The organism is Novosphingobium sp. NFX11 (assembly GCF_057376415.1).
Genome location: NZ_CP080385.1, coordinates 1,522,329 through 1,547,237, shown reverse-complemented (window position 1 = coordinate 1,547,237; position 24,909 = coordinate 1,522,329). Strand labels below are relative to the sequence as shown.

General features: G+C 67.2%; 24 protein-coding genes. 19 read left to right on the top strand and 5 right to left on the bottom strand.

From position 1 onward, the window contains the following. Positions 1-16 precede the first annotated feature (16 nt). The 9 genes from KZO24_RS24915 to KZO24_RS24875 all read left to right on the top strand — a co-directional run bounded on the left by KZO24_RS24915 (position 17) and on the right by KZO24_RS24875 (position 9,223). Positions 17-172 carry a hypothetical protein gene (locus tag KZO24_RS24915; protein ID WP_271183757.1) on the top strand — a complete coding sequence of 52 codons (156 nt, stop codon included), beginning with the start codon at positions 17-19 and terminating at the stop codon, positions 170-172. A gap of 180 nt (positions 173-352) precedes the next feature. Next, entirely contained in the window at positions 353-1,063 is a 711-nt protein-coding gene (locus tag KZO24_RS24910) for a hypothetical protein (RefSeq protein WP_036526983.1), read from the top strand. Between the two features lie 17 nt (positions 1,064-1,080). Further along, positions 1,081-2,748, top strand: coding sequence for a nitrilase-related carbon-nitrogen hydrolase (locus KZO24_RS24905; RefSeq protein WP_486487374.1), 1,668 nt, complete (start codon positions 1,081-1,083; stop codon positions 2,746-2,748). After that, positions 2,745-3,815 (top strand): class I SAM-dependent methyltransferase, encoded by a 1,071-nt coding sequence (locus KZO24_RS24900; protein WP_486487373.1) that lies wholly within the window; start codon positions 2,745-2,747, stop codon positions 3,813-3,815. The genes KZO24_RS24905 and KZO24_RS24900 overlap by 4 nt, the downstream gene beginning before the upstream one ends. After that, entirely contained in the window at positions 3,812-4,153 is a 342-nt protein-coding gene (locus KZO24_RS24895) for a hypothetical protein (protein ID WP_271183754.1), read from the top strand. Before KZO24_RS24900 ends, KZO24_RS24895 begins: the two co-directional genes overlap by 4 nt. Continuing rightward, on the top strand, positions 4,150-4,968 hold the full coding sequence (locus tag KZO24_RS24890; protein WP_271183753.1) for an alpha/beta fold hydrolase: 819 nt from the start codon (positions 4,150-4,152) through the stop codon (positions 4,966-4,968). The genes KZO24_RS24895 and KZO24_RS24890 overlap by 4 nt, the downstream gene beginning before the upstream one ends. Before the next feature lie 5 nt (positions 4,969-4,973). Then, positions 4,974-6,467: an aldehyde dehydrogenase family protein gene (locus KZO24_RS24885; protein ID WP_271183752.1), complete on the top strand. Its 1,494-nt coding sequence runs from the start codon at positions 4,974-4,976 to the stop codon at positions 6,465-6,467. Between the two features lie 154 nt (positions 6,468-6,621). Further along, positions 6,622-8,013, top strand: a complete 1,392-nt coding sequence (locus tag KZO24_RS24880) for an MFS transporter (protein ID WP_271183751.1) — start codon at positions 6,622-6,624, stop codon at positions 8,011-8,013. Positions 8,014-8,017: 4 nt separating this feature from the next. Then, positions 8,018-9,223, top strand: a complete 1,206-nt coding sequence (locus KZO24_RS24875; protein WP_370424078.1) for an aromatic ring-hydroxylating oxygenase subunit alpha — start codon at positions 8,018-8,020, stop codon at positions 9,221-9,223. A gap of 139 nt (positions 9,224-9,362) precedes the next feature. On the opposite strand, the gene KZO24_RS24870 is transcribed toward KZO24_RS24875, so the two are convergent. Together KZO24_RS24870 and KZO24_RS24865 are read right to left on the bottom strand one after the other, a co-directional pair. Beyond that, positions 9,363-10,721: a dihydroorotase gene (locus KZO24_RS24870; protein ID WP_271183749.1), complete on the bottom strand. Its 1,359-nt coding sequence runs from the start codon at positions 10,719-10,721 to the stop codon at positions 9,363-9,365. Next, positions 10,718-11,674, bottom strand: coding sequence for a CobW family GTP-binding protein (locus tag KZO24_RS24865; RefSeq protein WP_430099393.1), 957 nt, complete (start codon positions 11,672-11,674; stop codon positions 10,718-10,720). Before KZO24_RS24865 ends, KZO24_RS24870 begins: the two co-directional genes overlap by 4 nt. A gap of 161 nt (positions 11,675-11,835) precedes the next feature. On the opposite strand from KZO24_RS24865, the gene KZO24_RS24860 reads away from it, so the two are divergent. The 8 genes from KZO24_RS24860 (at position 11,836) to KZO24_RS24825 (ending at position 18,873) form a co-directional block, all read left to right on the top strand. Then, complete coding sequence (locus KZO24_RS24860; protein WP_271183747.1) at positions 11,836-12,726, top strand: isocitrate lyase/PEP mutase family protein; 891 nt, start codon at positions 11,836-11,838, stop codon at positions 12,724-12,726. Next, positions 12,723-13,406, top strand: a complete 684-nt coding sequence (locus KZO24_RS24855; RefSeq protein WP_271183746.1) for an isochorismatase family protein — start codon at positions 12,723-12,725, stop codon at positions 13,404-13,406. The genes KZO24_RS24860 and KZO24_RS24855 overlap by 4 nt, the downstream gene beginning before the upstream one ends. After that, positions 13,403-13,777, top strand: coding sequence for a hypothetical protein (locus tag KZO24_RS24850; RefSeq protein ID WP_271183745.1), 375 nt, complete (start codon positions 13,403-13,405; stop codon positions 13,775-13,777). The genes KZO24_RS24855 and KZO24_RS24850 overlap by 4 nt, the downstream gene beginning before the upstream one ends. Continuing rightward, complete coding sequence (locus KZO24_RS24845) at positions 13,777-14,595, top strand: alpha/beta fold hydrolase (protein ID WP_271183744.1); 819 nt, start codon at positions 13,777-13,779, stop codon at positions 14,593-14,595. The genes KZO24_RS24850 and KZO24_RS24845 overlap by 1 nt, the downstream gene beginning before the upstream one ends. A gap of 76 nt (positions 14,596-14,671) precedes the next feature. Further along, positions 14,672-15,265, top strand: a complete 594-nt coding sequence (locus tag KZO24_RS24840) for an SDR family oxidoreductase (protein WP_486487372.1) — start codon at positions 14,672-14,674, stop codon at positions 15,263-15,265. Between the two features lie 20 nt (positions 15,266-15,285). Then, a complete protein-coding gene (locus KZO24_RS24835; protein ID WP_271183742.1) occupies positions 15,286-15,966 on the top strand; it encodes a DUF3108 domain-containing protein in 681 nt (226 codons plus the stop codon). After that, a complete protein-coding gene (locus tag KZO24_RS24830; RefSeq protein WP_271183741.1) occupies positions 15,966-17,171 on the top strand; it encodes a class I SAM-dependent methyltransferase in 1,206 nt (401 codons plus the stop codon). Before KZO24_RS24835 ends, KZO24_RS24830 begins: the two co-directional genes overlap by 1 nt. A 157-nt stretch (positions 17,172-17,328) precedes the next feature. After that, complete coding sequence (locus KZO24_RS24825; protein WP_271183740.1) at positions 17,329-18,873, top strand: FAD-binding oxidoreductase; 1,545 nt, start codon at positions 17,329-17,331, stop codon at positions 18,871-18,873. 96 nt (positions 18,874-18,969) lie between these two features. Here the strand turns inward: KZO24_RS24825 and KZO24_RS24820 are convergent, their stop codons facing one another. Together KZO24_RS24820 and KZO24_RS24815 are read right to left on the bottom strand one after the other, a co-directional pair. Continuing rightward, entirely contained in the window at positions 18,970-20,205 is a 1,236-nt protein-coding gene (locus KZO24_RS24820; RefSeq protein ID WP_271183739.1) for a cytochrome P450, read from the bottom strand. Positions 20,206-20,223: 18 nt separating this feature from the next. After that, positions 20,224-22,317, bottom strand: a complete 2,094-nt coding sequence (locus tag KZO24_RS24815; protein ID WP_271183738.1) for a TonB-dependent receptor — start codon at positions 22,315-22,317, stop codon at positions 20,224-20,226. Here KZO24_RS24815 and KZO24_RS24810 point away from each other — a divergent pair. Further along, entirely contained in the window at positions 22,316-22,462 is a 147-nt protein-coding gene (locus KZO24_RS24810; protein ID WP_271183737.1) for a hypothetical protein, read from the top strand. The genes KZO24_RS24815 and KZO24_RS24810 overlap by 2 nt on opposite strands. Positions 22,463-22,610: 148 nt before the next feature. Further along, positions 22,611-23,369 carry an SDR family NAD(P)-dependent oxidoreductase gene (locus KZO24_RS24805; protein ID WP_271183736.1) on the top strand — a complete coding sequence of 253 codons (759 nt, stop codon included), beginning with the start codon at positions 22,611-22,613 and terminating at the stop codon, positions 23,367-23,369. 80 nt (positions 23,370-23,449) lie between these two features. Here KZO24_RS24805 and KZO24_RS24800 read toward each other — a convergent pair whose 3' ends face one another. Continuing rightward, a complete protein-coding gene (locus KZO24_RS24800) occupies positions 23,450-24,877 on the bottom strand; it encodes an MFS transporter (RefSeq protein ID WP_271183735.1) in 1,428 nt (475 codons plus the stop codon). Positions 24,878-24,909 lie beyond the last annotated feature (32 nt).

Genomic DNA, 24,909 nt, shown 5'->3' with positions numbered 1-24,909 from the left:
CGATGGACGCCGCCAGATGACCCGCCTGCTCCCCGCCTTCGCAGCCCTTGCCGTATCCTCGGCCATCCTGACCAGCGTGGCCGCCATGGCCGTGCCGCCCGGCGCGCCGGTCATCGGCGCCGAAAAGCCGGTGTTCCTGGGCCGCATGGTGGTGACCGCGACGCCGCTCTGACACGGCAACAGTTAATACCGCGATTCCCCACCAGCCGATAAATCCTCGATTGGTGGCCAGAGGCACCAGCCTCGATTTGCCGCGCGCCCGGTGTGAGGCAGCCTCGACGTCGACAACCGCAAATGGATGCAGCCCCAACCATTCGGGCCGTCCATCCGGATCGACAGAGAGGTAGATCGAATGCCGCTTACCCGTACCACCGGCAGCTACGTGATGGGCCCCAGCGACGACCGCTCCAAGTGGGTCGAGTGGGAGAACTTCATCGTCTCCACCAACCCCGACGGCACCCATACCGCGCAGTCGATGACGCGCTTCCCCGGCACCTCGCTGGTGCGCCACGTCACCCAGACCGTGAACACCGAATTCATGCCGATGGACGGGCACCTCCGCCTGTTCGTCGGCAGCGAGTTCCAGGGCGTTCTGGTGCGCCGCGTGGTCGGTGACGAGGTGACGTCGCTCCTCATCGCGCCCGACGGCAGCCCGATCGAGCAGGCCCAGCTTCCCGGCGGCGCCGACCTCGTCCTCGGCTACCACCCCACCGTCGTCGAGGGCTGGAAATTCACCCAGTGCGACCGCGCGGTCGAAGGCACGCAGCACGTGCGCATCCTCACCACCTCGGCCACCTGGAACGGCGGCCAGATGACGCACGGCAAGGAAGTGACGCTGGCCATCGAGTACATCGGCGAGGAGGAGATCGAAGTCCCCGCCGGCAAGTTCGTCTGCGACCACTACCTCTGGCACACCGGCGCGATCGACGCCGACATCGAGGTCTGGACCACCGGGCAGGACCGCATCTGCGCCCGCGTGATCGGCCATGCCAAGGGCGTGACCTACGAACTGGCCGAATTCGACCAGAAGAGCTTCGGCGACACCCTCGAATTCGACTTCTGATCCGAAAGGCGCGCACGATGCTACGGGTAGCTACAGCACAGTTCGAAACCGGCAAGGACACCGACCGCGTCCTTGCCGACATCCTTCGCCTTGCCGACGAGGTGGCGGCGGGCGGGGCCAGGCTGGTGCACTTCCAGGAGTGCTGCAACTACCCCACCTCCTACACCGACCGCGAACACGCATGGCGCGAGGCCGTTACCCTCGAAGGTCCGCTGGTCTCGGCGATCCGTGCCAAGGCGCGCGAACATGGCCTGTTCATCGGCTTCAACGCCGCCGTGCGCGGTCCATTCCCCAAGGCGTGGATGGTCAACCACCTGATCGGGCCGGACGGCGAATACATCGGCTCCAACAAGAAGCAGGTGCTGATGTGGATCGAGCGCGACGCGTTCTTCCCCTCGGACGAGGACGGGCGCGTCTACGACACCGAAATCGGGCGCATCGGCATGATATCCTGCATGGACGGGCTGGTGCCGGAAACCTCGCGCACGATGGCGTGCCTGGGGGCGGACATCGTACTGAACTCGCTCTGTTCGAACGGGGTGGACGAGGCGAACCTGCACATCCCGGCGCGCGCGGCCGAGAACGGCTACTTCATGATCTCCGCCAACCGGGTGGGGGACATGGTCAAGGGGCAGGACCTGCAGGACCTGATCGACGCCGCAGGCATGACCCGCGACTTCGTGAAGGGCGCAGGGGAAAGCCAGGTGGTCGGCCCGGACGGCGCGGCGCTGGTTCGCGCGACGCATGACGACATCGGGCTGGTCTTCGCCGACATAGACCTGTCGAAGCTGGAACGCGAAGACCGCATGGCGCGGCGGCGGCCTGAACTCTACACGCTGATGGGCGAGGACAACGCCGCGCTGGCGGCGCTCGCCGAAGACCGCGCACCGGCGGGGAAAGCCGCGCTGACGACCATCGTGCCGGATGGCGCGACCTTCGATGAACGGCTGGCGCAGGCGGTCACGATGATCGCCTCGGCCCCGGCCGGACTGGCAGTGCTCCCCGAATTCTTCGCGTGGGCCCTGGGCGACGACAGCCGCCTCGACGAAGCGACCGCAGCCCTCGTCGAAGCCGCTGCCGCAGCAGGCACCTACCTCGTCGCCGGACTGCCGGGGCGCGAGCATGGCAAGCGCGTCAACCGCGCCGTCCTATTCGGCCCCGAAGGCGTGATCGGCGAATACCGCCAGATCCATGCCGACCCCGGCTCGAACGACATGGCGCTGGGTGACGATCTGCCGGTCTTCGACCTCCCGTTCGGCCGCCTCGGCCTGCTGCTGGGCGAGGACCTGCTGTTCCCCGAGGCTGCCCGCGTGCTCGCCCGCAAGGGCGCGGACCTCATCGCCTGTCCCGCGACATGGCGCGAGGACTGGCACCACGAACTCATGCTCACCGCGCGTTCGGCGGAGAACCACGTCACCATCGTCAGTGCGGGGCGCGCCGACAGCCTTTGCGCGAAGCCCGGCACCGTCTGCACGACCCCGCCGGAATACCGCTTCCCGCAGACCAAGGAAGTCAACGCGCCGGACCGCCACATAGCGCCCTCGCTCACCGGCGCGTTCACCGTGGAGGTCGACCTCGCCCCCAACCGCGACAAGCGGCTGATGGGCGCGACCGACCTCATCATGGACACGCGCCCGGAACTCTACGGCGCGATCCTGGCGCTGCGCGAAAGCGTCCCGGCGTGAGCCGCCCGCCGATCGGCACCCTGCGCGGCGCGGCCAGCCTCGACGATGAGAGCTACGTCGATTTCGTCGAGGGAATGCGCGCCTTCAACCTCTCGCGCATGGTGCCGCGCCTCGTCCAGTCGGGCGATGCGATCGGCGCCCGGATGGCGACCCGGTCGCCCCGGCCGCGCGTGCAGGACCTGTTCACCGCGCTCGACCACGTGCCCGCCGCGCAGATGGCGCGGCGGATGATGCGCTCGACCCAGACGATGATGTGGCGCGGCACCGGCGACACCTACCGCCGCATCGCGGGCGAACTGGAGGACTGGCTGAAGCAGGCCGAGGCCGCCGCCCCCACCTGCTGCGCATCGACCCGGACTTCGCCTATCCCGAATACTTCCGGGCGCAGGACATCCACCTGCAGCCGGGCAACTACCACGACGACGCGCTCGCCGGATCTCGTGTTCCACTACGGCTCCAAGGTATTCTTCACCGGCGGCAACGACGACGACCGCCTGCACAACGTCATGGCCGCCTGGTGCCCGATCGACGGCTCTCCGCAGCGCATCGTCGACCTCGGCTGCGGCGTCGGCCAGTCCACCACCGCCTTCAAGCTGCGCTTCCCCGAAGCCGAGGTCCACGGCATCGACCTTGCCGCGCCGATGCTGCGCTACGGCCATGCCCGGGCACGGGAGCTGGGGATCGAGGTCCACTTCACGCAAGGCGACGCCGCCGCGCTCGATTTCGCCGACAACAGCGTCGACGCGGCGCTGGCGATGATCCTGTTCCACGAACTGCCGCCCGAAGTGGCCGAAGGCGTCGTGAAAGAGGCCGCGCGCATCCTGAAGCCGGGCGGCACCTTCACCATCATCGACTTCCCGCACATCGCGGCCGAAGAACTCAGCGGCCGCCACTGCATGCGCCTGTTCGACAGCTGGTACAACGGCGAGCCCTACGCCCCCGCCTTCGTCCATTCCGACTTCACCGCGCTGCTGAAAGCGCACTTCGGCGACGTCGATCCCGACTACCGCCCTGCCGCCACCTCTACCGGAGCGCTGCAGATCCGCGTCTGCAGGAAAACCGCATGACACCCGACGAAGTCGCCGACCTGCGCCGCTGGCTGGACAAGAGCGAGGGCCTTGCCGACGGCCGCCCCTTCCTCGGCGACCGCCGCCTCGACGCGATGATGGACGTCATGCTCGAAATGGCGGCGCAAGTCTGGGTGCTCAAGCGCCGCAACGCCGTTCTGGAAGGCGTGCTTGCCGCACAGGGTGCGGTCAGTCCCGAGGCGATCGAGAGCTTCACCTTCACCCCCGACGAAACCGCCGCGATGCGCGAAAGCCGCGCCGCCTTCGTCTCCACCATCTTCCGAAGCCTCGCCGAGCTGCCGCTCGCGCCCGAGGCCAGCCAGCAGGAGCCGTCATGATCCCGACCATCGATACCGCGCCCGTCAACTTCAAGCGCGGCTATTCCAGCTGCTTCCTCGGCCAGCTCCACTACCGCGAGCATGGCGAGGGCGAACCGGTCCTGTGTCTCCACCAGGCCCCGCAGTCGAGCGGCATGTTCGACACCGTGCTGCCGATGCTGGGCGAACACTTCCGCGCGATCTGCATGGACACCATCGGCTACGGCATGTCCGACCTGCCCGGCCGCCTCGTCGAGCCCGAGGAATATGCGCGCACCATCGTCGAATTCCTCGACGACATGGGGCTGACCGATCCGATCTCGGTGATCGGCGTCCATACCGGCGCCTACTTCGCCACCCAGCTGGCGGCGCAGTACCCGGAGCGCGTCAAGAAGTTCGTCCTCTCCGGCCCGGTGCTGCTCCACCCCGACGAGGGCGTGGTGCCGATGCGCGCGCCCGCGACCATCGCCGAGGAGGACGGCAGCCACCTGACCCGCCTGTGGCAGCTGCGCTGGAAGAACGTCTCGCCGGTGAACAACCTCAAGGCATTCGAGAAGCTCTACGTCGCCGCCCTCACCGCCGGGGAGAACGCGCAGGCATCGTATTACGCGGCCAGCAAGCTCGACACGCTCAAGCAGTTGCGCTTCGACGTGACGGTGCCGGGCTTCATCGTCTGGGGCGACAAGGACCTCTCTGCGCCGGGCATCATGAAGTGCCTGCACTTCCTGGAAGGCAAGGTGCCCGACTACCGGATCGAGGGCGGCACGCTCGACACCATAGAGGAGTTCCCGGAGGAGTGGACCGAAGCCTGCGTCCGCTTCCTCAAGGAAGGCTGACGGTCTTGGCCCCGCATTCGCAGACCGGCCATCCGAAGCTGGGGGACTTCGCCGCGTCGAGCATGGCGGACGCGCAGGGCAAGTGGCTGCTGCGCGAGAACCCCGCCCGGCCTGACGAACTGGCCGGGCGCATCCGCCGCGACAGTCCCGCCGACGTCCTCGCGGCCGCCTCTGCCGCAGCGGCCGCACAGAGGGAATGGGCCGCGCTCGACTTCGAGACGCGCGCGGACACGCTGCGCATGGCCTTCGGCGCGGTGGAGGGCATCGACGCCCTCGCCCGCACGATGGCGAGCGAGATGGGGAAGCCGGTGGGCGAATGCGCCGGGGAAATCCGCTTCGCGCTGGCCTTCGCCGCCGACATGGAGGGCCGCGCCCGCCGTCTCCTTGCCGACGACGTTCGCGGCGAAGGACCGGGGCGGCGCGTGGTGCGGCGCGCGCCATATGGCGTCATCGCGGCGATCGTGCCGTGGAACGCGCCGATCATCCTCGCCATGACCAAGATCGCGCCCGCCCTGCTCTCGGGCAACGCGGTGCTCGTGAAGCCCTCCCCCTTCGCGCCGCTGACCTTGAGCGCCATCGTCGCCATGATCGCCGCGCACCTGCCGCCCGGCCTGCTGCGCGCCGTCAACGGCGGCGCCGAGACCGGCGAGGCACTGATCGGCGCGCCCGAAGTGGCGAAAGTCGCCTTCACCGGCGGCGGCACGGTGGGCCGCGCAGTGCTGGAACAGGCCAGCCGCCGCTTCATCCCCAGCGTGATGGAACTGGGCGGCAACGACCCGCTGATCGTGCTGGAGGACTTCGCGCCGACCACCGCCCGCATGGAAGCGCTCGTCTGGGCCAGCTTCCTCAACGCCGGGCAGGTCTGCATGGCGGCCAAGCGCCTCTACGTCCACGAAGCCGTGGCCGAGCACTTCGTGGACGCCTACGTCGAGACGGCGCGGCGCCTGCTGTACATGGGCGACCCGCTCGACCCGCGCACCAACATCGGTCCGGTCATCAGCGCGCAGGCGCAAGGCCGCATCAGCCGCGTCGCGGCGCAGGCACGCTGCGACGGGGGCATGGTCGTGCCGCTCCTGAACGACTTCTCCGACTACCCGGAGCAGGGCTATTTCGTGGCGCCCCAGCTTGTCACCGGCCTGACCGACAACGCCGAACTCGTGCGCGACGAGCAGTTCGGCCCGATCGTCCCCGTGGTCACCTGGCGCGACGAAGCCGATGTGCGCCGCTGGGCCGCCACCGGGGACTGCCTCAGCGCCTCGGTCTGGTCATCCGACGCCGAGCAGGCATGGGACCTCGCGGCCTCGCTGCCGGCCGGACTGTGCCTCGTCAACGCGCACAACCGCAGCGGCTTCTCGTTCGACCTGCCGTTCGGCGGCTCGGGACCGAGCGGCTTCGGGCGCGAGTACGGCGACGAGGGGCTGCTCGAATACTCCATGCCCAAGGCCCTGCACCAGCCCGCGACCGGCTCGGTGGCAAGCGCCTATCCGGGGAAGGCCTGACCCATGACGGTCCCCACCCCCGTCATTGCGAGCGCAGCGAAGCAATCCAGGGCGAATTGCGCCACCGCTGGGCCGCCGCTGAATTGCCGCGGGGCTGCGCCCCTCGCAATGACGAAGGCGGGATACCCATGATCGCCGCACAAGAGGAACGCTGATGCTCGAAGCGACCTACGACGCCGCCATGACCTCGCCCCCGGCACGCACTCCGCGCGTCAGCCTTGCCACCCGGCTCGGCTATGGCAGCGGGGCGGTGGGGGCGCAGATCTTCCGCGACACCCCCGCGCTGATCCTGCCGATCTATATGATCACCGTGCTCGGCATCCCGGCGTGGATGGCGGGCATCGCGATCCTGATCCCCAAGGCGTGGATCGTGTTCTGCGACCCCCTCGTCGGCGGCTGGTCGGACCGGCGTGCCACCAGCTGGGGCCGCGCCCCCTTCCTCGGCGCGGGCGCGCTGCTTTCGGCCCTCGCTTTCGTGCTGATGTTCAGCGCGCCGGACTTCGCCTCCCCGCTGGCCAGCGCAGCCTACATGTCGCTTGCCTTCGCGCTCGCCTCCACCGCCTACAGCCTGTTCTCGGTGCCCTACCTCTCGGTCGCGTCCGAGATGAGCGAGAGCCCGCGCGAGCGCACGACGATCCTCGCCTATCGCCTCGTCTTCCTGGCCGTCGGCGTCGCCATCGGCGCGGGCTATGCGCTGCCGGTGGCGCAGTGGCTGGGCGACGGCTGGCACGGCTTCAACCGCATGGGGATGCTCTACGGCCTCGTCTGCCTGGTGAGCATGGGCGTCACTTGGGCGACCGTGCGCCGCACCCGCCTCATCACCGTGCCCCGCCCCGAAGGCGCGACCGGCAAGGCCGACATCCTCGCCTTGTGGCGCAACCGCAGCTTCGTGAGCCTGTCCACCACCTACTTCTTCGCGCTGACCGCGCAGGGCATGACTTATACCGTCTTCGGCCTGTTCTTCCTCTACGTCCTGCACGATGCGGGCGCGCTGGCGATCGTCAACGTCTTCGCCGCCGCTTCGGTGCTGGTCGCCCAGCCGCTGACGGTCTGGCTGAGCCGCCGCTTCTCCAAACGCGCGCTGTTCGTCACCGGGGTGCTCGGCTGGTCGCTGCTGTGCCTCTCGTGGATCACCGCCGGGCCGACCGAGAACGGCTGGATCGCCGCACACCTCGGCATCCCCGCGCCGGGAATCGTGCTGATGGCGCTGCGCGGGTTCCTGTGGGGCCTGTTCAACTCGATGTACCTGCTGATGGCGCTGTCGATGCTGACCGACACCATCCAGCACGACCGCGAGACCACCGGCGCATCCCGCGCGGGCGTCTATTCCGGCGTGTTCAGCGCGCTGGAGAAAGTCGCCTTCGCGCTCGGCCCGGCGATCACCGGCGTGCTGCTCAGCCTCGGCGGTTTCGCCGGCGCCAAGGGCAGCGGCGCGGTGCCGCAGACGCCCGGCGCCCTCACCACGCTGGTGCTCTGCTTCGCGGTCTATCCGGCCGTACTCAAGGCGCTGAGCCTCCTCGCCTTCATCCGTTACCGGGGACACTGATCCGATGACCGCCGATCCCTCTCTCGCCCCCTCTGCAGCCCGACGGGACTCCCACAACTCATTGCGCCGCGCCCTCGTCGAGCGCCTGCGCGACGGGCGGACAGACCTGGCCGAGACCGTCATGGAGATCGACGCCCACGCCTACGTCGATCCCGAGCGCCATGCGCGCGAACGGGAGGCTTTCCGCAAGCTGCCGATCATGGCCTGCCTTTCGCTCGACGTGGCGGAGCCGGGCGACAAGCTGCTGTTCGATGCCCTCGGCCCCGAAATCGTGATCCTGCGCGACGGCGAAGGGCAGGTACGCGCTTTCCTCAATATGTGCCCGCACCGTGCCGCGCGCCTCGTGACCGAATGCGACAGCCGCAAGCGCATGACCTGCCGCTTCCACGGCTGGACCTTCGACCTCAAGGGCAAGCTGATCGGCCTGCCCGGCGCGGAGGGCTTCGCGGGCATGGAGCGCGCGGCGCGCGGGCTGGTCGAGCTGCCGGTAACGGAATGGGCGGGCATGGTCTTCGTGCGCGCCGATCCGGAGGGCGGCCCGATCGACGTAGCGCAATGGCTCGGCCCTTTCGCGGCGGAACTGGAGCACCTCGAACTCGGCCGCGCCCGGCCGATGCGCCGCAGCCGGCTGGAAACGCGCACCAACTGGAAATGCGCCTGGGACACCTACTGCGAAAGCTACCATTTCGCGACCCTGCACGCGACCACGGTGGCCCCGCGCCTCGTCTCCAACGTCATGGCGCTGACCCCGTTCGACCGCAACGCCCGCATGGGCTTCCCGCGCAAGGACTGGTACGCGCTCGCCGACGCGCCGGAGACGGAGTGGCCGGACGAAAACTTCGGCGGCAACTACTTCATCTTTCCCAACATCAACCTCAACGTCTCCTCGGGTCCGAACGGGGAGATGTTCTACGGCTTCTACCATCTCTATCCCGGCGAGACGCCCGGCAGCACGGTGACGCGCATGGCCACCTATCGCCCCGGCCACGCCGACGGCCCGCAGCCGGACGAGGACTGGCAGGTGCTCCACGGCTTCATCGAGGATGTCGTGCGGACGGAGGACTACAGTGTCTCGGAGGAAGCCTACCGCAACCTGTCGAACGCGCCGGAGGGGTTCAGCGCCGTATTCGGGGCGAACGAGATTCTCGTGCAGAAATGGCACCGCGACTGGGCGGATCAACTGGAAGAACTGGGGTTGGGTGAGGCCTGAGAGGCCCACCCCGCTGCGACTAGGCGATAAATCGCCAAGTCTCGCGCCCCTCCCGCAAGCGGGAGGGGGAACCTAGCGCTATTCTCTCATCCCCTCCCGCTCGCGGGAGGGACAGAGGTGGGCCTCCCTAGGCCAGCCCTCACCCCCGTCGTTCCAGATAACGCCCATACCCCCCGGCGCCCACGACCCGGCCATCCTGCATGATCGTCTCCCCGCGCAGGATCGCCCGCACCGGCCAGCCCCGCAGGGTCCAGCCTTCGTAAAGGCTATAGTCCGAATACGAAGCCAGCGCCGCAGGATCGACCACGCGGCTCTGCTCAAGGTCCACCAGCGTCACGTCCCCATCGGCACCGGGGGCCAGGCTGCCCTTGCCCTTCATGGAAAATATCTCCGCCGGACGGCTGGTGAGCAACTGCGCGATCCGCTCGAGCGACAAGCGCCCCTTGTGATACCCCTGGTCGAGCAGCACCGGCAGGATCGTCGCCGTACCGGGAAAACCCTGCGAGGCCTGCCACACCGGCTTCTCCTTGGTGGCGCGCTTGCGGGGTACGTGGTCCGAAGCGACGACGTCGATGGCGCCGTCGGCCAGCCCTTCCCATAGCGCCGCGACGTCGTCCGGGCTGCGAAACGGCGGGTTCGCCTTGCCGATGGGGCCGATGTCCGCGTCCCAGTCATGCGTCAGGTAGTGCGGGCAGGTCTCCACCGTCACCCGGTCGTAGCGGTCCCGCCAGCGGCGCACCTCGTCCAGTGCCATGCGCGTTGAGATATGCGGGATATAGATACGCGCGCGCAGCTTTTCCGCCAGATAAAGCGCCCGGATGGTGCTCTCCGCCTCGGTGATCGCGGGCTTGGAGAGGTTCCAGTCCTTCAGCGTCATGCCGCCCCCGGCGATGCTGGCGCGGCGGAAGCGGTTGACCAGTTCGATGTTCTCGGTGTGGACGACGATGGTGACTTCGCCAAGGCTCGCGGCCTTCTCCAGCAGCGCGTAGAAGTAGCCGTCGTCGGTCCCGTCGAGGCCAAGATAGCGGCCTTCCTCGCCCTTGAAGTTCATGAAATACTTGAACGACGTCACGCCGTAATCGGCGACGTAGCGTTCCATTTCCTCGACGTGGCGCTCGCTGGCCACGGAGAAGTGGAAGCCGAAATCGATGTGCGACCGCTCGCGGGCATGGGCATGTTCAGCGTCGAAGATATCGCCGTAGCCATCGCTCGACAGAAAATAGCCAAGGATCGACGTGAAGCCGCCAATGGCCGCGTGCTGCGTTTCGGTGGTGTATTCGGTGATCGGCTCGCCGAAGCCGAAGTGGACGTGGGTGTCGATGAGGCCGGGGAAGACGTGGAGCCCCGAGGCGTCGATCGTTTCGCGCGCAGTCACTCCGCTGCCGGGGACGAGGCGCGCGGCGATGCGGCCGTCGATGATGGCGATGTCGCCCGAAGCGATCCCGCCGACGGGATCGACGATGGTGCCGTTGGCGATCAGGAGGTCGAAGCCGCTCATTGCAGGTCCTCTTTGGATGGGGGCATCGTGCCCTCGGGTACGTGGAGCCACGGAAGCAGCGCGGCGATCTCGCCTGCCTCGCGCCGCTGGACGATGACGGTGAGGTGCGGCGCGGCCTCCGCGGCAGACGGCGGCGCCTCGGTCACCGAGAACCGCGCGCCGACGCCCTGCACCAGCAACAGGCGGCCGCGCGTCCGGGCCAGCCCCTTGCAGCGCAGCAGGTCCGCGCCCAGCCGGTGATCCAGCGCCGCCGCGAAAGCCGCGAGGCCGGAGCGGGTGACCGGCTCGCCCAGGGGAAAGCTCCAGGCCCGCACGCCATGGCTATGCGCCGCGTGATCGTCCGTCACGGCAGGCCGCGCCCCGCGCGAAGGGGCCAGCAGCAGCGCCGGATCAGCGAGGACGTCCGATGCGGTGACCACGTCCGCCAGCGGATTGGCCCCGGCGATCCAGACGCATTCCTCAGGCGCGAGGGGCCCCCGCAAGTCCAGCTTGGTCAGGACCAGCCGGTCGGCCAGCACCAGCTGGCGCAGCGCCTCCGGGTGACGCTCCACCTGCCCTTGCCCGCCCAGCATGTCGAGCGCGGTGACGACCACGCCCAGCGACAGGAAATGCGCCAGCAGCGGGCTGCGGCGGACCACTTCCATGATCGGACCGGGATCGGCGAGCCCGGTCGTCTCGATGACGATGCGCCCGAACCTCGGCAGGTCCCCGCCAGCTCGGCGGCGCACGAGATCCAGCAGCGTTTCGGGAAGCGAGTCGACCACGGCGCAGCACAGGCACCCGCCCTCCAGCAAGGCCACCTGCCCCGGCGCGGTTTCGACGAGAAGGTGGTCGAGCCCGATCTCGCCCAGCTCGTTCACCACCACGGCGGTGTCGCGAAAGGCGCCGTCCGACAGCATCCGGTTGAGCAGCGTCGTCTTGCCGCTGCCGAGGAAGCCGGTGAGTATCTCCACAGGGATGCGCTCGTCTGGCGTCATCCGGGCAGACTAGGCCGGTGCGCTCATGAGCCAGCCCCGATGCGCGCTTTTCCCCGCCAGCCGAACAAACTCCGCCTGCCGGATAGCCCCCGCGCGCCGCCTCCCGCGTGGCCACGGCAGCGATAGTCTCCGGCCTCATGACCAGACACGAATTCAAGCTGCGCCTATCTTCACCAAACGGGGTAGACAAGCGCGCCGTCCTGCTGCCGGGCGTCGCCAATCCGCTAGCCGCCCGCGTGGCGCAGGATCTTGGCTACGAGGCGCTTTACGTCACCGGCGCGGGCGTGGCGAATACCGAGCTGGGCCTGCCCGACATCGGCATCCTGGGCCTGTCCGACATGGCGCAGGCGGTGGAGCGGATCGCCGCCGTGGTGGACCTGCCGCTGGTGGTCGATGCCGACACCGGATACGGCAATTCGGTCAGCTGCTACCACGCGGTACGCCGCCTCGAGGCGGCCGGCGCGGCGGTGATCCAGATCGAGGATCAGGTCTTCCCCAAGCGCTGCGGCCACTTCGAGGGCAAGGACGTGGCCCCCGCCGCCGAGATGATCGGCAAGATCAAGGCGGCGGTGGACGCCCGGCGCGACGAAAACACGCTGATCATGGCCCGCACCGACGCCAAGGCGGTGGAAGGCTACGAAGCCGCCATCGAGCGCGCCAGCCGCTATGCCGAGGCGGGCGCCGATATCCTGTTCGTCGAGGCGCTGACCACCGAAGCCGAACTGCGCGACGCGCCGGGCCGCAATCCCGGCCTGCCGCACCTCGTCAACGTGGTCCACGGCGGCAAGACCCCGCCCTTCCCCGCCAGCGAGTTCGAGGCGATGGGCTATGGCCTCGTCCTCTACGCCAATGCCGCGCTGCAGGCTTCGGTACTGGCGATGCAGCAGGTGCTGGGCGCGCTTAAGGACGATGGCTCGCTGCAGAACGTCGGCGATCGCCTCGCCGACTTCGTCCAGCGCCAGAAGGTCGTAAGGACGGCCGAGTGGGACGCGATGCGCCTTCACTACGAAGGCGACGTGAAGCCATGACAAGACCTTGGAGCGGGATCGTCTCCGAGGAGGAGGAGCGCCGCTACCGCGCTGCCGGTTTCGGTCGCCCGGGCGGTCTCGGCAAGCGCCCAGCGCTGCTCATCATCGACGTGCAGTATCGCACCATCGGCACGCGCGAGGCGCCGTTCTGGGATTCCATCGAGGAATTCAAGACCAGCTGCGGCGATGCCGGGTGGGAGGCGGTGCGCCACATCGCCCCGCTGCTCGCTAAGTTCCGCGCACTCGGGCTGCCGGTGCTCTACCCCCATGTCGCCCCCAAGGAGGCGTTCGATCAGGGGCGCCTTGCCGCCAAAGTCCCCGAACTGATGACCATCGGCGCCGAGGGTTATCGCTTCGTCGAGGACGTCGCGCCGCTCCCCGGCGACGTGCTGCTGCCCAAGAAGCACCCTAGCGCCTTCTTCGGCACCCCGCTCGCCAGCTACCTGATCGATCTGGGCTGCGACAGCGTGGTCGTCACCGGCTGCACCACCAGCGGCTGCGTGCGCGGCAGCGTGGTGGACGCCTTCGCTTACAACTTCCGCGTCACCGTGCCCGAGGAATGCGTCTACGACCGCAGCCCCACGGCCCACGCGGTCAATCTGTTCGACATGGCCTACAAGTATGCCGACGTGGAACCGCTGGCGCAGGTGCTGGCAGCGTTGGACGGATTGAACGCATGAGCGACACGCCTGAACTCCCCCGCCCCGAACTGGCCCGTACCGTGCGCGGCAAGCGACCCCAGTTCTTCGCGACCGAAGGCGTCGACGAAGTCATGTCGATGGTGCTGGTTCTCGCGCAGGAACTGCACGCCGTGCGCGAAAGGCTCGACACCGCCGAGCGCGTCATGACCCGCCACGGGATCGACCTCGCCGCCGAGATCGAGGCCCTCCAGCCCGACGAGGCGCTGCTGCGGACGCGTGAGCAGGCGCTTCAGGACTTCTACGGCAGGCTCTTCCAATTCTCGCGCCAGCGGCGCAGCGAACTCGAACACAAGTACAGCGACCGGACCTACCGCGAGACGCTCGACAAGGTCGCGACAGGAGACATTTGATGACACACCCTTGGCCCCGCCGTCATTACGCCGACGGCCCGTTCGGGCAGGTCCATTTCCAGGAGACGGGCGAAGGCCCCGCGCTGCTGATGTTCCATCAGGCGCCGATGACTTCTGGCCAGTTCGACAATGTCTACGCCCCGCTTGCGGCACGCGGGTATCGCGCGATCGGCATCGACATGCCCGGCTTCGGCATGTCCGACCCGACGCCCGGCACCCCCACCGTCACCGATTATGCGCAAGTCATTCCCGCCGTGCTGGACACGCTGGGGATCGAGCGCGCGGCCCTGCTCGGCCACCACACCGGCGCGCTGGCGGCGACCGAGGGCGCGCTGCTGTTCCCCGATCGCATCGCCGCGCTGATCGTCAACGGCCCGCTTCTGGTCAGCGCCGCGGACCGCCAGAACTTCATCGACAACCTGCATCAGTGGGAACTGGGCTACCACGCGCGCGAGCACGCCGGGCACATGGCGGAACTGTTCGACATTCGTAACAACCTTGCCAGCGGCACCATCCCGCACGCGCGCCTCAGCGACTACGTGGTGCAGGCGCTGATCGGGCGCGGCGCCTTCTGGTACGGCCACAACGCCGCCTACATGTACGATCAGGAACCGCAGCTGGCACAAGTGAAACAGCCGACGCTGATCCTGTCGAACACTGGTGACATGATCTTCGACCACGCGCAGCGCGCCCACGCCCTCTTCCCACACTTCGCCTTCGCCGCGCTCGAAGGCGGCGGCGTCGACATCGTCGACCAGCAGCCCGAGGCATGGGCCGACGAAGTCGCGAAGTTCCTGCGCGGAGCGGGCTGGCAGTGATCCCGCGCCGGGTCCTGCTCGTCGGCGCGACGCAGGGCCTCGGCCTTGCACTTGCGCAGCGATACCGCGCCGAAGGGTGGGACGTGGTGGCGACCACCGTGGTCCCCTCCCCGCGCTGGAGGCGCTGGACGGCGTCACCGTCCTGCCGCTCGACATCACCGACGAGGGGCAGGCGCTCGCCCTGCGCGACAGCCTAGCCGGGCAGCGGATAGACGTGCTGCACATCGTCGCGGGCATCCTGCCTCAGGGCGACGCGCCGATCTGGGAGCGCGCCGACGAGGAGGTCCTGCGCGTCCTCAAGACCAACGCCATCGGCAGCGTGCGCCTCGCCACCCTGCTGGAACCGCTGGTGCCCGAAGGCGGCACATTCGCCTTCACCAGTTCGGGGATGGGCTCGATGGTGCGCAACACGCTGGCCGGCGCGGACCTCTACCGCGTCAGCAAGGCGGCGCTCAACATGCTGGTGCGCAGCTTCGCCGTCACTCACGGCGAAAAACGCGCCGTCCTGATCATCTGCCCCGGCTGGGCGAAGACCGAGATGGGCGGCGCCGACGCCACCGTCGAAGTCGCCGACAGCGTGGACGGCATCTACCGCCTCGTCAGCACTGCCCACCCCTCGGCCGATGGCGCCCCGTTCCTCGAATACACCGGGGACACCGTTCCCTGGTGAACTTTTCCAAAGGACCGACCATGACCTACCAGATTCCGAAGCATCTCTCCGGCCGTGTCGTCCACCTCAAGGAAGGCGACGAGGAATGGGGCCGCGAGGCCTTCACCATGTCGGTCTGGGACAAGGGCCGGCTGATGAACGCCACCATCGAGTTCGACGACCGCAAGGTGCTGCGCAACGCAACCTGGTCGGTGGACGGCGACTGGAACCCGATCGAGGCGCAGACCCGCGAGTTCGTCGACGGCAACCTCAAGGCACACTGCTGGTTCCGCGTCGACGGCACCGCAGTGGAGGCGGAAGTCTTCTCGCAGGAGGCCGGGCGGTTCTCGCAGCGGCTGGAGACGGGCAAGCGGATCGACTACCTCGGCATGCACACGATCCTCGCCGACGTGCTGGTTGCCGCAGCCTGCGGCACCGCCGATCCGGGCGTCGAGAAGCCGGTGACCTGCGTGACCAACTCGATCTCCGAATGGGGCATGGGCAATTACCGCGCGCACTGCGTGACGCCGCTGGTCACTTACGTCGGCCGCGAGGAGATCACCGTGCGCGCAGGCAGCTTCGAGGCCGAGCACTTCAAGGTGCGCTGGAGCGAATTCGTGCCCGAATACGCCGACTTCTGGGTGACCCCGGGCGATTACCTGCCGCTGCGTCTGCAAGGCTCGTTCGGGCCGGTGCGCTACGAACTCGCAGGACTCGGCTGATGCTCAACGTCTTCCAGCAGGCCGACCACCCGGTTCTCCCGCGCGCCAGCCACGACGAGGCGAGCCGCCAGAACTTCGCCAAGGGCCTGCGCGGCTTCATCCAGCGCGAGGTCCTGCCCGGCCTGACCCCGCTCTTCGCCAAGACGGCGGCGGAATCGCAGTCGCTCGGCGTCGATCTCGCCAGCCGTCACGACGTGCGAAAAGCGATGAAGAAGGAGCCGTTCTTCCAGTCCTACGCCGCGCTCAACCGGACGGCGCAGGAACTGCTGTGGCTCTCGGTGGTGGACACCATCGAGCGCGACTGGCCCCGCCTCGCCGCCGAGGTGAAGGCACGCGAGGGACAGGGCGGCGAACTGCGCATTCCCGAAGCGTTCGACGTGCCCCGCTACGTCACCGCGCTCGACATCCACTGCATGCCGGGCGGCTATGCCTCCCGCCATGATGCCGAGCAATTCGCGGCTGGCGCCCTCTACGAACGCGGCGTCTACCTCTACGGCATGGGCTACGGCGGGCCGTTCAACGACGGCAAGGGCCGATCGGTGGTGAACTATATCCGCCGCACCATGCCCGATTTCGCGCCGACACGCGTGCTCGACATGGGCTGCACGGTCGGCCACTCGACCCTGCCCTACAAGGAGTTCTTTCCCGAGGCGGAAGTCTGGGGCATCGACGTCGCCGAGCCGCTGGTGCGCTATGCCCACGCCCGCTCGGTGGCGCTGGGCGAGACGGTGAACTTCGCGCAGATGAACGCGGAGAAGACCGAGTTCGAGGACGCCTCCTTCGACCTCGTCGTCAGCCATATCCTGCTGCACGAGACCAGCGGCAAGGCGATGCCCAGGATCTTCGACGAGTGCTTCCGCCTGCTGCGTCCCGGCGGCCTGATGATCCACTGCGACCTGCCGCCGTTCGACCTGATGGACCCGTTCACCCAGTTCATCCTCGACAACGAGACCTACTACAACAACGAGCCGTTCTGGGGCGCCATGCGCGAGATGGACCAGGTGGGCCTTGCGAAGAACGCGGGCTTCGATCCCGAGACGATCCGCTTCGACACCGCGCCGATGGTCATCCGTGAATACGCCGGGGCCGACGCGACGGGCTACGACGCCGCCAAGGCCGACGAACTGGCCGACCGCGAATTTAAGGCGGGCGAATATGCCCCCGGCGGCGGCTGGGAAGTGCTGATCGCACGCAAGCCGGGCTAACCTCATCTCGCCCCTCACTTCGTCATTGCGAGCGAAGCGAAGCAATCCAGACCGACGCTGCGACGCCCTGGATTGCCGCGGCCCCTGCAGGGCCTCGCAATGACGATGTACTTTCCAGTCTCTGAAGCCAGTTAGAACAGAACAGGAGATGCCAGCCATGACCCTGCCCGACGCCCTCGCCCTTTCCCCGTCGCGCTTGCCTGACGGCGAGGCGGCGTTCTTCGGTTCCGACGTCTATCGCCGCCACGCAACCCCGGCGGGCGTGTTCCGCCCGACCAGCGTGGAGGACTTGCGCGCGATCGTAATCGCGGCGGCGGAGGCGGGCCTTGCCATCCACACGCGGGGCGGCGGCGTCTCCTATACCGACGCGCATTTGCCCAAGCGCGCGGACAGCGTGGTCATCGACAGCTCCGGCCTCGACCGCATCGTCTCGCTCGACGAAACCGACATGACCGTCACCGTCGAGCCCGGCATCAGCTGGAAGGCGCTCGACGATGCCTTGGCCCCGCGCGGCCTCAAGGTGCCCTTCGTCGGCACCTTCAGCGGGCTTGCCGCCAGCGTCGGCGGGACCGTGAGCCAGAACGCCAACGGCCATGGTTCCAACGCCAACGGCATTTCGGCGGACAGCGTAGTGGCGCTCGAAGTGCTGCTGCCGGACGGGACGTTCGTGCGCACGGGCACGACCGGATCGCAGGCGAGCCGGGGCCGCTTTCGCAACTACGGCCCGGACCTTGCCGGGCTGTTCCTCGGCGATTCCGGGGCGCTGGGGATCAAGACCGCGATCACCCTCAAGCTATTGCGCCGCAAGCCCGCGCATGAGACCGCGTCCTTCACTTTCCCCGACTTCGCCGCGCTGCACGGCTGCATGTCCGCCATCGCCGGCATGAAGATCGAGGAGAAGTCCTTCGGCCTCGACCTCGCGCTGTCGCAAGGGCAGATCGCCAAGCAGGACACCGGCACGATGCTCTCGGTGGCCAAGGGCGTGTGGCAGTCCTCGCCCAGCGCGCTGGCGGGCGCGCGCAGTCTGGTCCGCATGGCGGCGGCGGGGCGGCGGGTGCTGGCCTCCGCGCCTTACGCCGCGCACTACATCGCCAACGGCTATTCCGCCATCGAGGCGCGCGCCAAGATCGACGCCATCCGCAAGATCGCGCTCGGCTTCGGGCGCGAGATCGCCAATTCGGTGCCGACGGTCGTGCGCGCCATGCCGTTCCAGCCGCTGCACAACATGCTCGGCCCCGCAGGCGAGCGCTGGGTGCCGCTGCACGGCCTGCTGCCGCACTCGCGCGTCGCGGCGTTCCATGCCGCCTTCACGTCCTACATCGACAGCAAGCGCGCGGAGATGGATCGCAAAGGCGCCTATATCGGAGCGATGTTCTCCTCGATCGGGGCGGGGACGTTCCTTTACGAACCGGCACTGTACTGGAAGGACGCACTGACGCCCTATCACGAACGGATGATGGAGCCGGGTTACCTTGCCGGGCTGCCCCGCTATGCTGAAAACCCCGACGGCGCCACGCTCGTCGAGGAAATCCGCACCGAGATCATCGGTCTGATGCATGCCCACGGAGCGGGCCATTTCCAGGTGGGCAAGCTCTATCCCTACACGCGCGAGCGTGACGAGGGCGCGTTGACGCTGCTGCGTACGGTGAAGGCGCAGGTCGATCCGAAGGGCCTGCTCAACCCGGGTGCGCTGGGAATTTGACCCCTGCCTCGTCATTGCGAGCGAAGCGAAGCAACCCAGGGCGGTATTATACTGCCCTGGGTTGCTTCGCTTCGCTCGCAATGACGAGGTATGTGGCTATTTCCTGCTGATCCGCACCGGCAGCTCATCCAGCCCCCGGAACGTGAAGCTGTTGATCCACGGTCGCTCGGCGGAGAGGATCGCCACGTCGTAGCTGCCGAAAAGCTCCGTGAAGAACTCCGCCAGTTCCATCTTCGCCAGCAGGTGCCCGAGGCAGAAATGCATGCCCGGCCCGAACGCCATCGAGCGGTTGTTGTCGCGGTTCGGGTCGATCTCGTCAGGCCGCTGCCACATGCGGGGGTCGCGGTTGGCTGAGATGTTCATGCCGTAGACGAAGTCGCCCTTGCGGATCGTGTGACCATGCCACTCGAAATCCTCGCGCGCGATGCGCAGCATGCCCTTGGCCATGCCGATGTAGCGCAGCAGTTCGTCCACCACCTTTGCCGCGTCGGCCGGCCCGGAAAGCAGGCGCGCCTGCAGCGCGGGCCGCTCGTGCAGTTCGAGCATGCCCAGCGTCAGCATGTGCATCGTCGTCTCGAACCCGGCGATGATCGTGGCGTGGCAGGCGCCCAGCAACTCGTCGTCGGAAAGCTGGTCGTTGGCGTCGCGCGCCTGGACGAACTGGCTGAGCAGGTCTTCCTTCGGGCTCTCGCGCCGCTCGGCGATCAGCTTGAGCAGTTCGACGTTCATGTCGGCAAGAGTCTGGTGATAGAGGTCCACCATCTCGCGCGTCAGCACCGCGGCGCCGGTGGCCTGCTGGATCGCGCCCGCCCAGTCGGCGAACTGGTCGCGCAAGTGGTCGGGAATGCCGAACATCGCGGTGATCACCCGCGCCGGCAGTTCACGCGCGACGGCGTGGACGTAGTCCACCTCTCGCCCATCGACTTCACGCAGGATGTCCTCGCTGATCTTGCGCGAGGCGGGGCGCAGGGCATCCACCACCTTGCGCGAGAAGGCGTTCGCCATCAGCCGCCGCAGCCGCGAGTGGACGGGCTGGTCGACGTTGGAGATCCACTTCTCCTCGAAATGCGCGACGAGCGGATACTCGGCGCGCACGTCAGGCACCAGCGTGGAAAGAAATGGCACAATGCGCGAGGCGGACAGGCGCTGATCGCGGAAAGTCGCCATGACGTCTTCGTAGCGGGTGACGATCCACGCCTGCTGCTTCTCGCTCCAGAACACCGGGTCCTGATCCTGGAGCGCGCGCAGCGGGCTCCAGGGATCTTCGAGGAAGGCCGGGGAGCCGAAGTCGACGTCCCGCACCGGTTCTGCGATTCCGGTCTCTCCGGCCATATCCGTCACTCCTTCAGTTCACATCTTGTAGCGGAAGCCGACGCGCCACACGCGCGGCTCCAGCGGGATCTTGTAGCCGAACAGGCCCGGTACGAACTCGGCCGAGGCGAACCAGTCCTTCGAGTTGAAGACATTGGTGGCCTGCGCATAGATCTGTACGCGCTCACCCGGCAGCTTGTAGGTGATCGAGGCATTGGCGCGCCCGATCGCCGGATTCTGCGAAGCTTCCGACAGCGAGACCAGCGAGTTGTACGCCGCGCGCCAGCTGTAGTCGGCCGCGAGCGTCACCGTGCTGTCGCCCAGCGGAATATCCGCCGTGCCGCCGACCTGGTACTGCCAGCGCGAGATCAGCGGCAGGCGGGTCGCGCCGGAGGTCGCAGCCTGCGATCCCGGATCGAGTTCCTGGTACTTGTCGTAAGTGTAGGTGACGTTCCCGAAGAGGCTGACCCCCTCTATCGGGCGGAGGGTCGATTCCAGTTCGACGCCCTCCACCTTGGCCTTCGCGGCGTTCTGGATCAGGTAACTGCCCGCCACGTTGCCGAGCGCCAGCGTCTGCAGGTTGTCGAGACTCTCGTGGTAGGCGGCAAGGTTCAACTGCAGCGCACGGTCGAGCAGGTCGACTTTGGCGCCCACTTCGTAGGACCATGCGAATTCGGGCGCGTAGGGCCGTCCGTAGCCATTTGGCTCACCGGAATTGAGCGAGTTGAACCCGGCGGCGCGGTAACCTCGCGCCACGGTGGCGTAGACCATAGCGTCGGGCGAGAACTTGTACTGCAGGTTGAACTTGGGCGTCCAGACGTTCGCCTTGATGGCGTAGTTCAGGTCGTGGATGACGCCCAGCGAGTCCGGCGTAGTACCGAAGAACGACTTGGTGTCATGCGTGTAGCGGATGCCGGCCGATGCGGTCAGGCCGGGGACGATCTCGTAGTCCGCCTGCGCGTATCCGGCGTAGCTCTTCGAGGTCGTGTCGATCGTCGAGGGCTGGAGCTGGAAGCCCAGGAAGATGTCGCCCGCCGTGCCCTGCTCCGCATGCTCATGGAAGTAGAAGGCGCCCGCGATGAAGTGGAACCGATCGTCCGCGCTGTTGGCGAGCAGCTGGAATTCCTGCGTGAACTGGTTCTGGCGGCCCAGACTGTCGCGATAGAAGCCGACGATGGGGTCGGCAGTGCTGCCCGGCGCGACGTAGCCACCCGCGAAGTCGAGCGCCCAGCGCTCCTTGAGGTGCTGGTAGGCAGTGATCGAGCGCACGGTGATCGTGTCGCTCAGGTCATAGCCGAGGCGGCCGGAGAACGAATATTGCTCGTTGTTGCCGATGGCGGGTAGCGGCGTGCGCGTCTCGTAGAAGCCGATGGCCGGGTGGTAGGGCGAGGTCGGCTCGATCGGCAGGAAGTGCTGGCCGTCGCTGGTGCTCTTCGCATAGCGCGCGGTCACCACCGCCTCGAGCTTATCGACATTTGTGATGCCGAGCGCGACCTGGCCGCCATAGCGGCGGAACTTGGTCACGTCCTCGCCCGTGTAGATGTTGTGCTGCCAGCCCTCGTTACGGTTGTCATAGAAGCCCGAGGCCGCCAGCGCGAGGTTCCCGGTGATCGGTGCCCCGACGCTGACTTTGGCCTTGACCTCCTCGAAGCGGGCATAGCTGATGTCGAAGTTCGCCCAGTGCTCGCCATTGGGCTGGCGGGTGATCAGCTTGATCGCGCCGGTCATCGAGTTTCGACCGTAAAGCGTGCCCTGCGGACCGCGGAGCACTTCGACCCTCTCGATGTCGGCAAGGTCGTAGTCGGCAGCCGAGAGGCGCGACTGATAGACGTCGTCGATATAGATCGCGACCGGCGATTCCGAGGTGATTGTGCCGCCGTTCTGCTCCAGCGCACCGCGCATGGCGACCTGCAGCGTGCTGGGCGATGCGGTGCCCTGGCTGAGATAGAGGCCCGGGGTGTTCTGGGCGATGTTGATCACGCTGGTGATCGCGCGATCCTCCAGCATCGCCGGGCTGAAGGCGCTGACGGCGATCGGGGTGTCCTGCAGCGATTGTTCGCGGCGCTGCGCGGTGACGACGATGTCATTGCCCCCAACAGCATCGGACGATACCTGCGGAGCCTCCTGTGCCATGGCAGGCACCGTAAAAAGAGTGGTGGCGAAAGCGGTGCTGAAAAGGAAAGCGAACCGACTGCACATGGCGATTTTCCCCGAACCTTTGTTGTCCGACGAAGGTGCCTCACATCCGATTTTGAACAATTTGAGTCGAGTTTGTTGATCACCAGCCGATGATTTATCACTAGGCGGAGAGCCCCCAGAATCCGTGCTTGCCCGCGAACGACGAAGGTTAACCGCGAGACAGGCTCACGGCTGCGACTGAGCGGGCGATGGGCCCAAAGCGTACTTTTTCGGGATATCAAGTCACGATGATTCAAGACAATTTTGCCGGACTGAACGTCGTGGTGACCGGTGGTGCAGGCGGTCTGGGCCAAGCCATCGTCTCGGCCTTCGCCGCACGCGGAGCCACCGTCATCAGCGCCGATCTCGCCGCCTCGGGCGACATCTCGACTGATGGCAAGATCATCGAGCGCACGCTGGACGTGACCAGCGAGGACTCCTGGATCGCCCTGATGGACTACATCGATCGCGAACTGGGCGGCATCGACGTGCTCGTCAACAACGCCGGCATCTACCGGCCGAACATTCCGTTCGAGGACATGCCGCTGGAGATGTGGCAGAAGCACTTCGCGATCAATTCCGACGGCGTGTTCCTCGGCTGCAAGCACGCGATCCGGCGAATGAAGGTGAAGGGCAACGGCGGCGCCATCGTCAACATGGGTTCGGGCATGTCGATCACCGCGAACCCGACTGGCGCGGCCTATTGCGGCTCCAAGGCGGCGGTGCTGATGACCACGCGGACGGCCGCGCGCGCAGCGGGGCGTTACGGCGTGCGCGTCAATGCGGTGCTGCCGGGCGCAGTGCCGACCGAAATGCTCATGGGCAACAAGCTGGATGGCGAAAGCGACGGCGATTTCCTCGCCAAGATGGAAACCTACAGCCCGCTCGGCCGTCTCGCCACGCCGGAAGACATCGCCAATAGCGTGCTGTTCCTTGCCGATCCGGCCAACAAGGCGGTGTCGGGCGTGTTCATCCCGGTCGATGGCGGCAACATCCCCGGCGCCTGAACCTTACTTACCGTCAGGCATAAAAAAGCCCGCCTCGTTTTGCACGAGGCGGGCTTTTTGTCGTCGCCGTAATAGCGCGATCAGCGCTCCAGACTGGGCGACGGCTCGAGGCGGGCGGCGTCCTGCCAGTTCTCCGGCCCGGTCGAAATCTCGGCCGGGTCGAGACGGTAGCGCGAGAACACCAGCAGGCTCAGGAACTGCGTGATCACCGGAACCGCCGAATAGAGCAGGATCACGCCGAGCACCGCGTGCTGGCTCTGCTGCACCACGCCGTGGGTGGAGGAGACGAAGCCGAAAGCACTCATGATGATCCCTGCCACCAGCGGGCCGAGCGCGAAGGCCAGCTTCTCGGCGGCGCTGAAGATACCCGAGAACACGCCCTCGTTCGCCGAGCCGTGGCGGCGGCGATGGAGGTCCACGGTATCGGTCAGCATCGAGAACGAGAGCAACAGGAAGCCGGTGTTGACAATGCCGATGAACACGCCGCGCGCGAGCACCAGCAGGCCCTCGCGGGTGACGTCGCCGATCAGGGGCAGAGTCATGACGACGGGGCTTTCGGGCTCGACGAAGAACCAGGTCACGGTGACCAGCATCCACAGCACCGAACCGACGACGTAGCACTTCTCCTTGCCGAAGCGGCGCGACAGGTAAAGGAACGTCGGCTGGCTCAGCAGGCTGCCGCAGGCCATCGCGATCACGAAAGTCGGGATGATGTGCACCAGGTTCAGCGCGTAGACGTAGTAGAACCCTATGACGGTATAGCTCGAAGCCTGACCGATGCCCTGGATGAAGGTCGTCACCAGCAGGATCATGAATGGCTTGTTCGACGCCACGGAACCCAACTGCTCCTTCAGCCGCCCCGGCGCCTGCGTGCCCTTGAGCAGCGGCACGCCACGCAGGCCGATGGCCGGGACCAGCATCGAGACGAGGCAGAGCGCCGCGAAGGAGAACGCCATGACGTGCCAGCCATGGGCACCGCCGCCGAGCGCGAAGACTAGCGGCTGCGCGACGCCGACACCGATCACCACGCCGCCGATCGTCGCCGCCATGCGGAACGTCAGGATGCGGGTACGCTCGTGCGTGTCGTTCGACAGCTCGGACGCAACCGCCAGATAGGGCACCGAGTAGATGCTGAAGGCGGTCGAGGCGACCAAGAACAGCACGCAGACCGCCGCCGCGGCAACATAAGGGCTGGGATATTCGACGATGGCGAAGAGGCTTGCGAAACCGATGCTCGTCAGGATCGCGCCGAGGGTCAGGAACCCGGTGCGTCCCCAAGCCTCCTTCTTGCGGTCTGAAAAAACGCCGACCAGCGGGTCGCAGACGATCACCCACAGCTTGGGGATCAGGATGACGAACCCCGAGAGCCAGGGCGGGATGCCCAGGATCGTGGTCATGAAGATCGGCAGGAGAACGGCCGGCGTGTCGCGGAAGATCTGCGCGCCGAGCTGCCCGGCGCCATAGGCGGCCGCCGTGCGGGTGGGCACCCGTTTCAGGTCATGTGTCATGACGATGTTGCTAGCGTCCTTGAGGGAGGGAG

Excerpts from the sequence above, each read along its gene's own strand:
- KZO24_RS24915 (WP_271183757.1), top strand. The coding sequence starts at position 17 with ATGACCCGCCTGCTCCCCGCCTTCGCAGCCCTTGCCGTATCCTCGGCC.
- KZO24_RS24910 (WP_036526983.1), top strand. The coding sequence starts at position 353 with ATGCCGCTTACCCGTACCACCGGCAGCTACGTGATGGGCCCCAGCGAC.
- KZO24_RS24905 (WP_486487374.1), top strand. The coding sequence starts at position 1,081 with ATGCTACGGGTAGCTACAGCACAGTTCGAAACCGGCAAGGACACCGAC.
- KZO24_RS24895 (WP_271183754.1), top strand. The coding sequence starts at position 3,812 with ATGACACCCGACGAAGTCGCCGACCTGCGCCGCTGGCTGGACAAGAGC.
- KZO24_RS24890 (WP_271183753.1), top strand. The coding sequence starts at position 4,150 with ATGATCCCGACCATCGATACCGCGCCCGTCAACTTCAAGCGCGGCTAT.
- KZO24_RS24880 (WP_271183751.1), top strand. The coding sequence starts at position 6,622 with ATGCTCGAAGCGACCTACGACGCCGCCATGACCTCGCCCCCGGCACGC.
- KZO24_RS24875 (WP_370424078.1), top strand. The coding sequence starts at position 8,018 with ATGACCGCCGATCCCTCTCTCGCCCCCTCTGCAGCCCGACGGGACTCC.
- KZO24_RS24870 (WP_271183749.1), bottom strand. The coding sequence starts at position 10,721 with ATGAGCGGCTTCGACCTCCTGATCGCCAACGGCACCATCGTCGATCCC.
- KZO24_RS24860 (WP_271183747.1), top strand. The coding sequence starts at position 11,836 with ATGACCAGACACGAATTCAAGCTGCGCCTATCTTCACCAAACGGGGTA.
- KZO24_RS24855 (WP_271183746.1), top strand. The coding sequence starts at position 12,723 with ATGACAAGACCTTGGAGCGGGATCGTCTCCGAGGAGGAGGAGCGCCGC.
- KZO24_RS24850 (WP_271183745.1), top strand. The coding sequence starts at position 13,403 with ATGAGCGACACGCCTGAACTCCCCCGCCCCGAACTGGCCCGTACCGTG.
- KZO24_RS24845 (WP_271183744.1), top strand. The coding sequence starts at position 13,777 with ATGACACACCCTTGGCCCCGCCGTCATTACGCCGACGGCCCGTTCGGG.
- KZO24_RS24835 (WP_271183742.1), top strand. The coding sequence starts at position 15,286 with ATGACCTACCAGATTCCGAAGCATCTCTCCGGCCGTGTCGTCCACCTC.
- KZO24_RS24830 (WP_271183741.1), top strand. The coding sequence starts at position 15,966 with ATGCTCAACGTCTTCCAGCAGGCCGACCACCCGGTTCTCCCGCGCGCC.
- KZO24_RS24825 (WP_271183740.1), top strand. The coding sequence starts at position 17,329 with ATGACCCTGCCCGACGCCCTCGCCCTTTCCCCGTCGCGCTTGCCTGAC.
- KZO24_RS24820 (WP_271183739.1), bottom strand. The coding sequence starts at position 20,205 with ATGGCCGGAGAGACCGGAATCGCAGAACCGGTGCGGGACGTCGACTTC.
- KZO24_RS24810 (WP_271183737.1), top strand. The coding sequence starts at position 22,316 with ATGGCAGGCACCGTAAAAAGAGTGGTGGCGAAAGCGGTGCTGAAAAGG.
- KZO24_RS24815 (WP_271183738.1), bottom strand. The coding sequence starts at position 22,317 with ATGGCACAGGAGGCTCCGCAGGTATCGTCCGATGCTGTTGGGGGCAAT.
- KZO24_RS24805 (WP_271183736.1), top strand. The coding sequence starts at position 22,611 with ATGATTCAAGACAATTTTGCCGGACTGAACGTCGTGGTGACCGGTGGT.
- KZO24_RS24800 (WP_271183735.1), bottom strand. The coding sequence starts at position 24,877 with ATGACACATGACCTGAAACGGGTGCCCACCCGCACGGCGGCCGCCTAT.